Origin of the sequence: Blautia sp. OM07-19 (genome assembly GCF_003481595.1) — a bacterium.
Taxonomy (GTDB): domain Bacteria; phylum Bacillota; class Clostridia; order Lachnospirales; family Lachnospiraceae; genus Blautia_A; species Blautia_A intestinihominis.
The window spans coordinates 1-14964 of sequence record NZ_QULA01000033.1; the positions used below are offsets into that span (position 1 = coordinate 1).

Annotated in this window: 13 protein-coding genes; 2 read left to right on the plus strand and 11 right to left on the minus strand. The window is 39.2% G+C overall.

Translation table 11 applies throughout. The annotated features are described in order from the left end of the window. Positions 1-96: 96 nt before the first annotated feature. The 10 genes from DXC01_RS16585 to DXC01_RS16630 form a co-directional block, all read right to left on the minus strand. Entirely contained in the window at positions 97-2535 is a 2439-nt protein-coding gene (locus tag DXC01_RS16585) for a glycoside hydrolase family 3 C-terminal domain-containing protein (protein WP_199611779.1), read from the minus strand. A 26-nt stretch (positions 2536-2561) separates the two neighbouring features. Further along, on the minus strand, positions 2562-5423 hold the full coding sequence (locus DXC01_RS16590; RefSeq protein WP_118699389.1) for a glycoside hydrolase family 3 C-terminal domain-containing protein: 2862 nt from the start codon (positions 5421-5423) through the stop codon (positions 2562-2564). Between the two features lie 181 nt (positions 5424-5604). Beyond that, a complete protein-coding gene (locus DXC01_RS16595) occupies positions 5605-6786 on the minus strand; it encodes an ATP-binding protein (protein WP_243111646.1) in 1182 nt (393 codons plus the stop codon). A 149-nt stretch (positions 6787-6935) separates the two neighbouring features. After that, positions 6936-7640, minus strand: a complete 705-nt coding sequence (locus tag DXC01_RS16600) for a LytR/AlgR family response regulator transcription factor (protein ID WP_118251316.1) — start codon at positions 7638-7640, stop codon at positions 6936-6938. A gap of 200 nt (positions 7641-7840) precedes the next feature. Then, on the minus strand, positions 7841-8176 hold the full coding sequence (locus tag DXC01_RS16605; RefSeq protein ID WP_243111647.1) for a hypothetical protein: 336 nt from the start codon (positions 8174-8176) through the stop codon (positions 7841-7843). Continuing rightward, positions 8154-8864, minus strand: a complete 711-nt coding sequence (locus DXC01_RS16610) for an ATP-binding protein (RefSeq protein WP_118699391.1) — start codon at positions 8862-8864, stop codon at positions 8154-8156. The genes DXC01_RS16605 and DXC01_RS16610 overlap by 23 nt, the downstream gene beginning before the upstream one ends. 22 nt (positions 8865-8886) lie before the next feature. Then, positions 8887-9081 carry a hypothetical protein gene (locus DXC01_RS16615; protein ID WP_118699392.1) on the minus strand — a complete coding sequence of 65 codons (195 nt, stop codon included), beginning with the start codon at positions 9079-9081 and terminating at the stop codon, positions 8887-8889. Positions 9082-9097: 16 nt separating this feature from the next. Continuing rightward, a complete protein-coding gene (locus tag DXC01_RS16620; protein WP_118699393.1) occupies positions 9098-10915 on the minus strand; it encodes a cobaltochelatase CobT-related protein in 1818 nt (605 codons plus the stop codon). Between the two features lie 6 nt (positions 10916-10921). Next, positions 10922-11854 carry an AAA family ATPase gene (locus DXC01_RS16625; RefSeq protein ID WP_118699394.1) on the minus strand — a complete coding sequence of 311 codons (933 nt, stop codon included), beginning with the start codon at positions 11852-11854 and terminating at the stop codon, positions 10922-10924. 85 nt (positions 11855-11939) lie between these two features. Then, on the minus strand, positions 11940-12710 hold the full coding sequence (locus DXC01_RS16630) for an ATP-binding protein (RefSeq protein WP_118699395.1): 771 nt from the start codon (positions 12708-12710) through the stop codon (positions 11940-11942). Positions 12711-12878: 168 nt separating this feature from the next. On the opposite strand from DXC01_RS16630, the gene DXC01_RS16635 reads away from it, so the two are divergent. Beyond that, positions 12879-13526 (plus strand): TetR/AcrR family transcriptional regulator, encoded by a 648-nt coding sequence (locus DXC01_RS16635; protein WP_118699396.1) that lies wholly within the window; start codon positions 12879-12881, stop codon positions 13524-13526. On the opposite strand, the gene DXC01_RS16640 is transcribed toward DXC01_RS16635, so the two are convergent. Further along, positions 13448-14074, minus strand: a complete 627-nt coding sequence (locus DXC01_RS16640; protein WP_118699397.1) for a DUF3786 domain-containing protein — start codon at positions 14072-14074, stop codon at positions 13448-13450. The two genes, DXC01_RS16635 and DXC01_RS16640, sit on opposite strands and share 79 nt — an antisense overlap. 322 nt (positions 14075-14396) lie before the next feature. On the opposite strand from DXC01_RS16640, the gene DXC01_RS16645 reads away from it, so the two are divergent. Beyond that, positions 14397-14846 (plus strand): Rrf2 family transcriptional regulator, encoded by a 450-nt coding sequence (locus DXC01_RS16645; protein WP_118064724.1) that lies wholly within the window; start codon positions 14397-14399, stop codon positions 14844-14846. Positions 14847-14964 lie beyond the last annotated feature (118 nt).

The window sequence follows — 14964 nt, forward strand, 5'->3', positions numbered from 1 at the left end:
CCATACTGAATATAACAAAATAGAATATCTGATAAAGCCATTTTGCAAGAGCAGAATGTTTCTCTTCAAAACATTTCCATATATTTCTTATATGATTCATCTGCGCTTCCCTCCAGCTCCTTTTAATAATTTTTCATATTTCTTATTATTTCTTCTGTTTCTGAAATATCCGCCAACTACTTTTTTTACTCCACGCATAAAGTGTCCATTCACAGCATCGACAATTCCATATACCATTTCCATACTGACTGCCCCGCCGGTCATCTTGGCAATACCTCTAAATGGCATGTTGTAAATAAATAGAATATTCAGATCTGGTTTCCCTTGTTCTTCACTCTTCTTTTTCATTTTTGTGAGACATCTATATATCAGTCTTGCAAGTCTGCTTTTTGCATAATACATCTGGCAGATTGCATCATTGATTTCCAGATTTCCACTCCATCTTCCGTTCGGTATCTCATGACCAAGAAGTTCACGAAATTCCTCATCTGATATTTTCTGCACGATTCCTGTATAATAGTAAGGCATTTTTGCCGGATTATACGGATACCCTTTACTATTTCCTGTTCTCTCAGTCATACCTGTTAAACGAATATCTGCAACACTGGCTCCTACCATAATCTGATAAGTTCCTGTTTCTATTTCCCACTGTCCCGTTTTTATATTCCAATAACGGAATGTCTTATCATCAAAGGGAATTCTGATCTGTCTGCTTTCTCCTGCCTTTAAATAAACTTTTGCAAAACCTTTCAGTTCTTTTTCCGGTCGGAACACGATTGCATTAGGAAGTCCTACATACATCTGAACAACCTCAGCTCCGTCTCTGTCACCTGTATTGGTAACCGATACTTTGATTCCATCCTCTTCTATGATAAGATCAGAATATGTAAATTCCGTATAGGAAAGCCCAAAGCCAAATGGATATTGCACCCGTACTTTTGAAGTATCATAATAGCGATATCCCACATAAACACTCTCGCGGTATTCCGATGTTTTCTCATTACTTGGATAATATCGGAATGCCGGTGTCTGTTCATAAGATATGGGATATGTTTCTGCCAGTCTTCCTGATGGATTCACTTTTCCGGTCAGAATATCCAATGTTGCAGAAGCACCTGCCTGTCCATTCAGATAACCATGCAAAATCGCTTTACAGCAGGTATGCCATGGCATTTCTATCGCAGATCCTGCACTCAGTATTCCAATAATATTTTCATTCACTTTACTGATATCCTGCAGAAGATCGATCTGATCCTGCGGAATACGCATATGGGTTCTGTCCAGTCCTTCTGATTCGCTGATCTCATCAAGACCAAAGCAGAAAATCACAATATCCGCGTTCATAGACAAATTTAATGCAAACTTTCTATCATTCTCATCTACATCTCCATTTCTATGATAGCCTCTTGTCATTCCCAAAATATTCAGATCATATTGCTGCAAAATCGATGACATATCTTCTACTTTTGTTGGATTGACCATAGAAGATCCTGCCCCCTGATATCTGGGTGAAAAAGCAAAATCTCCAATAATAGCGATGGATTTTTTAGTATCCAGCGGAAGAATCTGTTTTTCATTTTTCAGAAGAATCATGCTTTCTGCTGCTGCTTTCCTTGCCAGTTGATGATGTGCGTTTCTGTCAAAGTTTTTATCTGAAAGCTTCTTCCCTGATGTCAGTTCCATCACTGCATCCACCAGTTCTCCAACTCTTTCATCCAAATCCGCTTCCTTCAGCTTTCCATTTCGGACAGCAGCAATCACTTCCCTTGCAGAATCGTACCCACAGGACGGCATCTCCAGATTTGAGCCGGCAGCAACACCTTTCACATGGTCATTGCTTCCGCCCCAGTCTGTTACTACAATTCCATCAAATCCCCATTCTTTGCGCAAGATATCTGTCAAAAGATGTTTGTCCTCATTAGCATAAATCCCATTAATCTGGTTGTAACTGCTCATGATTGCTTTTGCGTGTCCTTCTTTAACAGCTATCTCAAAACCGGTCAGATAAATTTCTCTTAATGTCCGTTCGTCAACAATTGCGTCCATTGCCATTCTCCGAAGTTCCTGACTGTTAACCGCCAGATGCTTCGGGCAGGCATAAACGCCTTTACTTTGTATTCCACGAATATATGACGCTGCCATCTTCCCGGAAAGATATGGATCTTCTGAAAAATATTCAAAATTTCTTCCACATAATGGGCTTCTTTTAATATTTAATCCCGGACCAAGCAGGATATTTACATCCATACTTGCTGCTTCCTCTCCAAGCGCCTGTCCAATCTCTTCCCCCAGATCCTGATTCCAGCTGTTTGCTATCGTCGCTGCTGTGGGAAAACAAGTTGCATTCAAGGATGCATTCAGTCCCAGATGGTCTCCTGCTCCTGCCTGTTTTCTGATTCCATGCGGTCCATCTGAAAGAAAGATGGACGGGATGGAAAGCCTGTCAATTTCTCTGGTCTGCCAGACAGTTTTTCCACTGAGTATCGCTGCCTTTTCTTCTATTGTCATCTTTTCAACCAATTTTTGCTGTTTCATAACTGTTTTCCATCCCACTTTCATCCTTATTCAGCACTCTTTCTTTTCTTATATCCTCTGATTACCAGTACTTCCATTCCTGCCATGAAAAGTGCTATTACAATGTCGATACCAATTCCTGCTTTTTTCCAGTTTTCCATACCTGTTTCTTCGTGTTCTCCATCATAAGCCCAGCTGCTTACAACTGTATACATGACATTTTTGCAGGCATTTCTCATCTGAAGTACAGATGTTGGATGTTCCGGATTGGCTACATTGTTCTCTTCTCCGTTGAATGTGGACAGCATTGCATCTACCCCATTCGCCAGAGCTGCATCTGCATTCATAAATCCATGACCATTGTTTCGGAAGAAGTCTGTAAGCGCCATTCCCCTGAAGCCCCATTCATCTCTGAGAACTGTGTTCATAAGATTACTGCATTCTCCAGTCCATTTATCTCCAAGGAAACTCCAGGAAACCATAACCGCATTTGCGCCTCCCTGTTTTACAGAGATTTCAAATGGTTTCAGATAGATTTCACGGATTGCCTGCTCATTTGACCAGACACTTACCATCTTTGCATTTCCTTCATACAGTGCGAAATGCTTAATGTAAGAATAAACTCCATATTTTCTTGCACCTTCTACTGCATTTGCACCCATATTTCCTGCAAGAACTCCATCTTCTGAAAAATATTCATAGTTTCTTGCTCCAAATGCGGTTCTATGAGTATTCATACCTGGTGCATACCAGCCCTCTGCACCCATTTCCTGACTGATCTTGCCCATGCATTCACCCCAGGCCTGTGCAAGTTCCTTATTCCATGTGGAGGCAACCACAACTTCAATTGGAAATCCAATAGAACCAACTCCTGTAAAGTTGTTATTAATTGCTGCTGGTCCATCGAAATCAAGTGTAGCCACTTTTCCCACAGAATCCATGGCTGCTGTCTGATAACCAGCCATTGCAATCATATTTGCCATTTCATCAACAGTAAGCTGATCCAGAAGTTTTTCCCAACGAGGATCGTCATAATCAGCATCACGCATATCAGCTAATGTAAGTCCATTATCTGCTCCCGTTGTCGGCATTACATCCTTATCATTGAGGTATGTAGTCTTGTCAAAGTTGCTGTTCAGATGATATTCGGAAACATATGGCTCACCCAGCTCTGCAGATGCCGGCGCTGCTGTAGCCTCTTCATAATTTGCAAAATGATCCGCACGTGACAGATATGTTATATCTCCTTTTGCATCTTCAAATACATTTGTTGCTGCAGTATCATCTGATGCTCTTTTATTTTCTCCCTTATATACTACATCTTTATCTGCAGTATAAGTTTTCTGATCCAGCACAGTATGTGAATCGCTGTTGATAGAAATCACATAATCGCCTTTTTCAAGAACATATGCTTTTGCATTATTCTCATCATAAGAGGCCATATCTTCTATACTAAATGTAACTGTAACAGTCTGAGATTCTCCCGGCTGAAGCAGATCTGTTTTTGCAAACTCAATCAGATTTGCAGAAGATTTCTCAATTCCCCCATTTGTATATGGCGGTTTATAATACACTTCTACTACATCTTTTCCGGCAACATCTCCTGTGTTGGTTACTTCTACATCTACAGAAATCTGTCCGTCTTTTTCCTCCAGTTCACCCATTTTCTGTTCAAATTCCGTATAACTCAGACCATATCCAAATGGATACTGTACAGTCTTATCGTAATCAATCGCACCTTCCTGTGCAGCTGTTTCATAGTACTTGTATCCTACATAAATACCTTCCACATAATTGGTAAATGCCGGAGCATACACCTGAGCAGTTCCTGCATTCATTCCCTCAACTGCCATATCTGCCAGATTTGTATACTCGATTTTTTCTGCATTATTCCACCACGGAGCAGTCGTCATATCATAAATAAATGTATCCGGTGTTTTTCCGGAAGGATTGACTTCACCTGAAAATACTTTACCAAGTGCATTAAATCCCACATTTCCTGTTCCCGGGCACCATACAACAGACTTAATCTGAGGATATTCATCTGCGAAACCAAGCTCAAACTGATTTGCGCCATTATAAAGGACAATAACATCATCAAAATTATCACAGACCATGTCTACCATGTCTTTTTCTGTCTTGGAAAGCTGTAAATAATGCTCTCCTTCCGGGAAATCGTCATACGCATCAGAGTTATTGTCATAAGCTGCTTTGCTTACATCCATCGGAATATCGTTATGACCTTCACCTGCTTTTCTGGAAAGAACCACAACTGCCACATCAGAATATTCTTTTGCACTTTCAATAAGTTCATCACTGTATGTATCTGCCGGTGGTTCTGGTAATGTCCAGCTCTGTTTCTGAATTGACATTTCCGGATTATCTGCACCATAATTATTATAAAAATCAACAAGATCCTGATTAATAGAAAATCCTGCATTTTCAAGTCCCTGATTCAGGCTGACAATATCATACAGATCATTGATTCCTCCTGAGCCAGCTCCTCCGTAAGCCGGATTAATAGATTCCCAGCCAAAAATATTCAGTTTTTTTGTTTCATTTAAAGGAAGCAGGCTTTCATTCTTCAGAAGAACAATTCCGTCTTCCATAATTTCTTCTGCTGCTTCCGCAGCTTCTTCATTTGTTTTATCGCTTAAAGTTCCATTTCCCGTTGCAAGTCCAATCAACGTAGCCATTGGTCCAAAACAGATCATATTCACGCAGACAACAACTGCAAGAACCATTGCGATCGCAGCTTCCCCTCTTATCAGAAATTTTTTGTCCCTGGACATTCTGCGGCATGCAATCATAATTATAATTCCTATTACAAGTGCAGCAACAATACCGATAATATACGGTTTGCATAATTGTAATACCGCCAGAATATCTTCCATTTCAACACTGATCATTCTCTTTTTCCTCCTTTGACTCTCTCGTCTTTTTCAGGTATCATTCCCTGTTGACATTACTATAACATGGTTATTATTTCGTGCCGTTTTTGGCACAAGATGCAGCAAATATGGCACAAAATACTAAAAAAGGTCCACCGGACCTTTTTTAGTATGCTTGGCAACAAAAATACCCAGAGCATTACAATACTCTGGGTAAAAGAATCTTTAATTCAAACCAGTTCTGCTGTACTCCAAATACTACAGAACCATCATATTTTTCTACAGCTGCACGAATACTTTTCAATCCAAAACCATGGTTTTTACTATCCTTTTTTGTTGTTGTAATCAGATCCTCTTCATTTTTGGAAATTTCTGCTTCACAATAATTCTCTATCTTGATGAACACAAATCCTTTTTGAGCGGATACTGTCAGATGGATCAGTCTTTTTTCCGGATCTGGAATCAAAATTACATGTTCAATCGCATTATCCAAAGCATTTCCAAATATAGAACATATATCTGTTACATGCATATGATCCAATAATTTTCCATCTGCCACACAGGTAATCTGTATATGATTTTTTCGACAATGGAAAATCTTAGCTGCCAGAATCGTATCAAGTACCTGATTCCCCGTTCTGCTTATATTTTCAAAAGCAGCGATTTCATTTTCCATGGAATCAATCCATTTTTTTCGTTTCTCTTCATCTGATTCCGCACGAAGTCCCGTTATCTGATGTTTCAGATCATGGTATTTCATTTGTATGAGATCCAGGCTGTCCTGATAATTTCGGTATTGATCATACTGGCTTTTCAGCATCACGTTCATTACTGAAAGTTCTTTCTCGGCAACATACTCACTGATCCTGCTCTGATAAGCATGCAGGATTGCAATTCCTCCAAAATCGATCAGTGTTCTGATAGAAAAAATATCTGCACGTTCTCTGCTCGCAAATGGTGCATTTTCATTTAAAAAGCTCAGATTACTAAAAGCAAAGATTGCAACAGCCATGATTGCCGCCGCTGCTACTTCCTTTACTGTCATCTGTTCAAGATAATTCTGCTTCAGAAGATCTTTTTCTAAATAAATATCAATAGTAAAGCAGCCTCCAAAAACAACCATCGTGATCAGAATTTCAACCCAGAGGCTCTGATTCCCCCATGCCTGTACAACAGATACCATCTGCCACTGCAGCGAAGCTGCAAACTCAGCAAGAACAAATGCACGGGCACAGCAATAAGCCGCTCCCAGAGGCTTCATATTTCCTCCGACCATAAGAAATCCATACATCATACCTACAGCGATCATCATACAGGGAATCCACAAAATTTCAGTTACGCTGCCTGTCAAAGTCAGAAAGATACTCTGCATTGCCAACATGAAAAGACTGCCTGTAAGAAAATGTACAGATTTCATGTTTTCTTTTTTTAGGATATAAAGATAAACCAAACACGATCCCCTCTCTGCTATTGCCGTATAAGTTCTTGGAATATCCTGATATAACATAGTATCCTCCATTTCGCATGAAATCATTCCATATTAAGATTTTGCAGAAGTAGATTCATGAATTCTTTTTTTCTGGTTCTGCTGACAGGTATATGTACATTATGGATCACACAATCAGAACCAACAAATCCCTCTACATGATTCATATTTACCAGATATCCCTTTGCACATCGAAAAAAATTATGTACCGCAAGTTTTTCTTCGAGTTCTTTCATCGTAATTCTTGAACAGTAATCTCCTCTCGAAGTATAATAAATTACATTATGTCTCTGCCCCTCAATAAAATAGATATCTGCTATATCTATCTTTACAACTCCTTCCCCAATCGGAATCGTAAGAAATTCTTTAACCTCAGAGCGCATACGTCCAACTGCTTTATCCAGTTTCTGCGAAAAAGAAAAGTACTCAACTGGTTTTACTACATAATCCATTGCATCAACTTCATATCCACGTACTGCATATTGAATCATATTTGTAATAAACATAATAATTACTTTCTGATCCATCTGACGGATTTTTTCTGCTGCTGTCATACCATCCATGAACCGCATCTGAATATCCATCAGAATAATGTCAAAACCGCCACTGTAATTCTCAGTGATATCTTCTCCATCACCAAATACCGTAACCTTTATTGCTCTTCCCCTTTCCGTTTGATATTTCCGGATATACTCTGTTAATTGTTTTACGTAAATTTCTTCATCTTCCACAATTGCAATCTGTATCATCCCATACCCTCCACAAGAATTGCATTTTTTGTAACTGTTCAATCACACAATATAGTTCCAGGTTTTTATTATTTTATAAATAATTTTTGTTTCAGTATATCACTGCTTTTTTCTTGCGTCAAGTGGATGTAATATTACAAATTACAGCTGTATAATCTGGTTTTCTTTTATCATATATCCACAGTAAATCTCCTCGTTCTTTAAATAGAAAGTAGAAATTCTGTTAAGTTTTCAATAGCATCTGGTTTTTCTGATAGTTCTTTCCCCATCAGTCCCTCTCTCATAATACTAGTATCCGCACTAAGAGATACAGCGACTCGACTTGAATTCCATACAGCTTCATACATCATTTCCTGATTCTCTTTTGTTACTTTATTGAGAACGTAATAAAATGGTTTTCTAATACTTTCCGATAATTCCCCGATTTTTTTGGAAAGCTGTAGGGATTCATAGGATGGATCTATAATTATCAATATCAAATCTACACCGTTATCAATTCCACGTCCAAAGTGTTCAATACCAGTCTCCATATCCATTAGCGCAAATTGGTCTTCTGTAAGCCTGAGATTTTGGATAACATCCCAAAAAATCCTGCTTTGGGATTCTAGACCTTACAAACTTTTCATCTTCATCATTTCTGATTTTATTTGCTATGACCTTTACTTCCTTTACACCCAATTCTTCTGCCAAACGTTTTACATTTTTATAAGTCTGAACACTTCTGGCCCCCGGCTCTATCACAACGATAAATTGATCCATTCCTTCCGTTGTTCCCCGTCCTAAATGCTCAAGTCCTGCTTCCATGTCCAGGATTACTATATCATCTCTATGTAAAACCAAATTATTAATAATTCGTTTCAACATTACATTTTCAGGGCATACACATCCGCCTCCCGCAGTTTCCACAGTTCCCAAAACCAGAAGTCGAACACCATTGTTTTCTTTTCCGTAAGTTTCAGGAATATCATCCACTTTTGGATTGACTTTATAAAAAGTATTACTTTTATCTGCACCTGTTCTCTCCTCAATCAACCTTCTCATTTTACTGATAGGCGTAATACTCTCCAGTTCTTCCTCTGAAAAACCCAGTGCAAGTCCAAGATTTGCATCTGGATCCACATCTACAGCAAATACTTTTTTCCCTTCTTCTGCATACAGCCGTGCTAATACTGCAGATATCGTAGTTTTCCCTACTCCGCCTTTTCCAGTTACAGCAATTTTCATCTGTTATCTCCTTAAATGCTTCTTACTCCACTTCCTCCAGTTCTGTTCCTTCTGGAAGAATATATCCGCAGTTATCACATACTCCGTCCTCTGCAAGTATCCCGTCTTTCACAAAGGCTTCAATGCCTCCCGATTCATGACAGCGTGGACAGTCTAATTCCTGTATCTTTTTCTGATTTCTTACATCCTGGCAATTGGCAAATTCAATTTTACCCATAGTGATTCCTCCATTTTCATTCCATATCAATTTGTCTTCGCAAAAAAGTTCCTACCATACGGGAAAAATTGCTGATATTACGAATATAGGCAAAGTCTTTTCCATAGATTCTCTTTTCCACGGAGAGCTCTTCTTCATTCCCTACAAAAATACCAATTACGAAAATTCCCTGATTTCTGGCCCGACGCACCTCATATGCAGTATCTTTCACAGCTCCTTCTCCGTCATAGATCTTGGGCTGGCGGGTTCCTGGTCGTTGTATGCTCATATCACAGGGTTTTCCATCACTTAATACGATTAAAATCTTATTTTTTTCCGGTCGCTCCATGAGAGAGGAACAGACTGTTTTCAGTGCAAGCCCATCTCTGTTATTGGCATACGCCCGAAATTGAAAGATTCTTTCATTTGTTTCCCTTGGATCTTCATAATCCCGAAATCTCTGAAGTACTGTATATCCCCAGAAAGCACAGTATCCTGTCACCCGATGAGGAATTCCTGCCTGGCTTAATGCTTCACTGATAATATATCCCTGCGCCGCTACCTGAGCCTGTCTGCCAGCCTGGGAACCACTGGAATCAATCAGGACGTCTATTACAAACTCAGAATCTTCTGATCTCTTTTTTCTATTAAATAACTTGTCATCGTCTGTTCTTCCAATTTTCCATAACCTCTCAGGAACAAGCTGCCCTGCATCAGATCTGCTGACAAAATCATCCTTTCGGATTATAAATGCCCGTTTCAATGACTCTGCCAACACAGAAATATTTCTTTTGATGATCCAGTGATTATTTCCATAATAGGCTTTATTTTTTTCAAACTGCAGCTGAGAAAAACGGTATTGATTATTTTTAATCACAGGGCTCTGTAAAATTCCATCTGTAAGATACAGGATACAGTTTTTGTGGATTCCTGTACAAAATTTCCGGTTGACTCTGGCCTGCTCCGGTTCACTTAGATACGATTTTCCGTAATTCAGTTCCACATATTCCCGTATCCGTCGCACTGCCTGTGGATTTATATTCTCCGAGCTTTCCGGAACTTCTTCATTTTCCGGAGAGAAATAAAATCTTTTTTTCTTTTTGTTTCTGATATCCAGACTCATCATCTTTTTTTTGATATTAGAAAGATATTTTTGAATGATGTCTTCCATCTGTTCATCTGTCATGCATTCCTGCCACGCGTCATTGGCCAATGCCATATCCGGTAAATTCAGAATCTTCTCCAGATTTCCATTCTTTTTTTCAAAAGAGGGATCCAGAACATGATTATAAATCTCATCTATCACGTTTATGACATCTTCCGTATTTTCTGCATCCTTCAGAGAAAGAATCTTGTACAATGCAATCTCTGCCTGCGGATCCATTCCCTTATCGTCTGTGTTCTTCAGAACATGCCTTATATACAGAAGCCTAATCCTGTGAATCAGGTCTGTTCCAGCATTATCTGATACCTGCTCTTCCTCGGCCTTTTCCAATTCTCCGAATGCCTGTTCTCTGATTTCCTTTGTTCCCAAACGTTCTCGAATGATAAAACGATTCACTGCAGCATCCATGCATAATCCAGCAAGAGGCAAAAGCATATCTTCTCCAGCAGAAAAATGTATTTTTTTCATCAAATACATGCCAAGTTTCTTCTGGTCAAAATATCGTGCAAAGGCACCCTGCTTCACTGCCTCATATAGAACCGTTTGTTTTGAATAAACATATTTTTCTGTGTCCGGTTCAAATTCCATATCATAATCACCACTGACTGTCCAAAAAAGATTTCTGATACGATTGCTGACCTCCAGACGATGTTCTTCCAGTTGTTCCGCCGGCCATCTGATATCCTCCATACAAGTTTACCCCCATATGTCTTTTCCGGTCCAGGAAGATGGGATTCTGGTAGAAACCACATCTTCTATGATTTCTTTTTCAAATACATCAAAACTTTTATTTATGATCCCCATCTGGATTGCATCAATTGGAGAAAGTCCGCTTCTTGTGGCTTTTACAGCAGAAACCAATCCTCTCAGGTCAAGAGATTTTGTTGAGATTTCTCCATGATAAGCTTTGATCTGCAGATCCAGAAACAGTCCTGCAAAAGCTTTCAGTGCACTTTTTTCCCCATCTGGAAAATGTTGTCTTAATACAAAAAGGACACTATCCTCATCCATTTCAGGCATATCAATTACCATAAACCTTGAAACCAATGCTTCATTTAGCTCTCTGGTACCTGCGTAACCATAATTCATCGTGCCGATAAATCGTGTTGCCGGATGAAGTAAAATCCTGTTATATCCTGGAATATCGATTCTGCGCCGATGATCCAGCGTGGCATGCAGTACAGAAACCGCATCATTTTTTGCCATATTGATTTCGTCCAGGATTCCAAATCCTCCAAATTCCGCGCATTGGTAGATGGGGCCTTTCCGAAGGCGAACCTCATTATTTATAAAGGTATCCGTTCCAATCAGATCGGCACTGTCTGTATTTACATGAAAAGAAATGTCGTATTCCGGTCTTCCGAATATCCATGCCAGTGTCTCACATAGTACATTTTTCCCTGTAGCTTTCGCACCGGAAAGTAACAGGTTATCTCCCTGAAGAAGCGCTGCTATTGACATTTCCAGAATCTTTTTCCCATAAAATAGGATATCCGGTTTTTCTACCCGTTCCTTTACCTGATCCTCTACCTCATAACGCATGTGAAAATCTCTCAGTTCTCCAATCAGTTCCTGTGCTATCTTCTGGTCTTCTAAATATTTTTCTATTTCTGTCCAATGATCTCTCATGAAGATTTTCCTTTCTTTGCAATTAGTTATACCAAGTCAGATAATATTTCTGTTTACTCAATCATCAAACTTTCAATCCTCCAACTCACAATCCTAACTTCTTTACAATTTCTCCCAGTGCACTTCTTACAGGAGAATCTTTCGGAAGCTGTATGATCGGCTTTCCATCACAGTCATACTGATATACCTGGTCATCATGTGGTACAACCCCTAACAGTTCCAGTCCCTGATTTCGGATTTCTTCCAGAGTTCCGGCATCCAGTTTTCCATCTGGAACACGATTCACGATTAATCCAGTTTTCTGTGGTTTAAAGTTTAACTCCTTCATCAGCTTTGCAATACGTCCGGCTGCCTGAACACCTCTTCTGGAACAGTCACTTACAAGAATGGCAACTTCCATCATTGGCAGGATTCCTCTGCTGATATGTTCCATACCTGCTTCGTTATCAACCACAATATATGGATAATGGCTTTGCAGTTTCTGAACCTGGGTCTGTACAAGACCATTTACAAAGCAATAGCAGCCCTGTCCCTGAGTTCGCCCCATTACCATCAGATCATAATCATCTTCTTCTGCAATCGCATCAGAAAGACGCATTTCCAGATATGCCTGCTTCGTCATACCGGATGGGATCTGATATCGTGGGTCTACGCCTGCCCGCTCAATTTCTTCTCTCAGCTCTCCAAGTGTGATCTCCGGCTCCACACCAAGCACTTCATTTAAATTGGCATTTGCATCTGCATCCACGGCCAGAACCGGACATTTCCCACTTTCACACAAATACTGGACCAATAATCCACAAAGTGTAGTTTTTCCTACGCCGCCTTTTCCTGATATCGCAATTACATGTCCCATGTTTTTCCTCCTAATATTCTGAACAATCTGTTGACTTTTTCTTTAAATCTTATTATAGTTGTTACTATATAAATTACAATAATCAATCTGTGAGATTTGTATGGCTCCTCAACACATCAGAAAAATTGTTGAGGAATCATATGATACCAAATAATACAGGAGTATATAATGTCAGAAAAAACCAGAAAACAAGATCGCCGTACCCGCTATACCAGGCAAACCATAAAAGATACGTTCTTAGAATTGTTAACGCAGAAAAGTTTTACGAAAATTACAGTTACAGAAATCTGCAAAAATGCTGAAATCAACCGTGGTACTTTTTATCTTCATTACTACGATATCCATGATGTATTATCAGATATTTTTAATGATATGACTCAGGATATGTTAACAACTGTAGATCATTTATTCTGTCTAAATCAAAAAAGCTGTTCTTATCCATTCTGTCAGAAAATACAGATGGAATCACAATACAGGGCACTGTTTCTGGATGATGCAATTGCCCCCATTCTTCTGGAAAAATTAGCAGAAAATACAAAAGAAGGCTATGTGACCTGGCTTATGTCACACAGCCTCCTGACCTTTGAGCAGGCAGAATCGGTTTTTTATTTTCAAATGAATGGCTGCCTTTCCATCAACAGACTGATGCTCCGCAATCACTGTAATGACTGGAAACAGATTCAGACAACCATTGACAAATTTATCAAAGCCGGACTGGAAAGTTTTCTGATTCATGATCAGAGGGAAGAAAATGCTTCCGATAATTTTTGTAGCAAGATTTCTCCGACTGTTACTGCATCTTCTACACTCAGATAATGATCTGCATGATCTTGAAGAAATAGTTTTCCCGATGCAGGAAATTCTTCATCCGCAAACCATATCTTTAAAGTTACCGGATATCTTGGCAGAACTGGAAAAACAGCACACAGATCCGCCTTTGTCTCTGTGAATTCTGCACCCAGACTTGTACATGCTTTCTGAATTTTCTCAGGCTCTTTGTCCTGCAAAAGTTTTTCCAGTTTCTGCTCTGCAGTCCGGTCAAACTTGGTTCCTCGAATCAATCCATCTTTCAGGTTACCAAAAGTAATGAGCTTCTGTGAGCCTTCTGTTCCATCGGCCATATCCAGATAATGCAGCAATATCAGATAATGCCATTCATCCATATTTGAGTTAATACGAAACTCAGGGAGTTGAATTTCAATCGTTTCATAAAAACTCAGTACTTCAAGCACATTTCGGCTGCTATAAAAAACAGCTCCACTTTTTGCAGCAAGATCCTCTCCGGAACGATTTTGCAGCCGTTTTACTGCTGCCTGCAACATTTCCTGAAATGCACGATTTTCTGTTTGATTTTTGTATTCCATAAGCTCTCCTTTGTGAATATTTTATCGCATCATATAATAATCAATGTTTATGCAAGGATTTTGGTGGTTTCATAAATTTGTCTACGATCAGCATATTTATACCATCCTCCGTAAGTTTCATTCCTGTGTTGACTTTTCCTTTAAATTTCATTATAGTTGTAATTATATTATTTACAATCGTCAAAATAATAAATATGTCCAAGTTCTCAACACATTAAAAAGAGCTGTTGAGAACTTGGGATGTTTTTGACAAACCAGAAATATTTTGTCTCAAAAATGTGAAAGCAAAATCATTATATCATACTACAAGGAGTTTCTTATCATGAAATATTCAACGAAATTAAGCGATACTGTTCATGTGATGGTTCTGATTGCTATCAACCAGGAAAAATCTCTCTCCAGTGCCTCAATTGCAGAAAGTGTCCATACAAATCCCGGCTTTGTACGCCAACTTATGTTAAAACTAAAAAAAGCCGGACTTATGACCAGTGTAGCTGGACATGCCCGTCCTTCTCTTTCAAAACCAGCAGACCAGATCACATTACTGGATATTTATAAAGCAGTTGAAGGCGAGAAACCTCTGCTTCATTTAGATACTCATACCAACCCCGATTGCGGCATTGGCATTAATATTCAGTTGTCTTTGCAGGGATTCTATGATGAAATCCAAAAAACTGCTGAAGGAAAAATGAATACGATTACTTTACAGGATATCATAAATACCTATTATCAGCGAACATCCATGCAAAATAATTTGCAAAACATTATATGACAGGAGAAATAGGCAGGAAACATTTTGTGATAATTTTGGAAAACTCACTCCAAGAGTTCTCCTGTATCACTTGCTGCAAACTCCCTGATGCTCTGTACATGTCTTCCAGGCATTCTCC

Excerpts from the sequence above, each read along its gene's own strand:
- DXC01_RS16585 (WP_199611779.1), bottom strand. The coding sequence starts at position 2,535 with ATGAAACAGCAAAAATTGGTTGAAAAGATGACAATAGAAGAAAAGGCA.
- DXC01_RS16590 (WP_118699389.1), bottom strand. The coding sequence starts at position 5,423 with ATGATCAGTGTTGAAATGGAAGATATTCTGGCGGTATTACAATTATGC.
- DXC01_RS16595 (WP_243111646.1), bottom strand. The coding sequence starts at position 6,786 with ATGTTGGCAATGCAGAGTATCTTTCTGACTTTGACAGGCAGCGTAACT.
- DXC01_RS16600 (WP_118251316.1), bottom strand. The coding sequence starts at position 7,640 with ATGATACAGATTGCAATTGTGGAAGATGAAGAAATTTACGTAAAACAA.
- DXC01_RS16605 (WP_243111647.1), bottom strand. The coding sequence starts at position 8,176 with ATGGATATGGAGACTGGTATTGAACACTTTGGACGTGGAATTGATAAC.
- DXC01_RS16610 (WP_118699391.1), bottom strand. The coding sequence starts at position 8,864 with ATGAAAATTGCTGTAACTGGAAAAGGCGGAGTAGGGAAAACTACGATA.
- DXC01_RS16615 (WP_118699392.1), bottom strand. The coding sequence starts at position 9,081 with ATGGGTAAAATTGAATTTGCCAATTGCCAGGATGTAAGAAATCAGAAA.
- DXC01_RS16620 (WP_118699393.1), bottom strand. The coding sequence starts at position 10,915 with ATGGAGGATATCAGATGGCCGGCGGAACAACTGGAAGAACATCGTCTG.
- DXC01_RS16625 (WP_118699394.1), bottom strand. The coding sequence starts at position 11,854 with ATGAGAGATCATTGGACAGAAATAGAAAAATATTTAGAAGACCAGAAG.
- DXC01_RS16630 (WP_118699395.1), bottom strand. The coding sequence starts at position 12,710 with ATGGGACATGTAATTGCGATATCAGGAAAAGGCGGCGTAGGAAAAACT.
- DXC01_RS16635 (WP_118699396.1), top strand. The coding sequence starts at position 12,879 with ATGTCAGAAAAAACCAGAAAACAAGATCGCCGTACCCGCTATACCAGG.
- DXC01_RS16640 (WP_118699397.1), bottom strand. The coding sequence starts at position 14,074 with ATGGAATACAAAAATCAAACAGAAAATCGTGCATTTCAGGAAATGTTG.
- DXC01_RS16645 (WP_118064724.1), top strand. The coding sequence starts at position 14,397 with ATGAAATATTCAACGAAATTAAGCGATACTGTTCATGTGATGGTTCTG.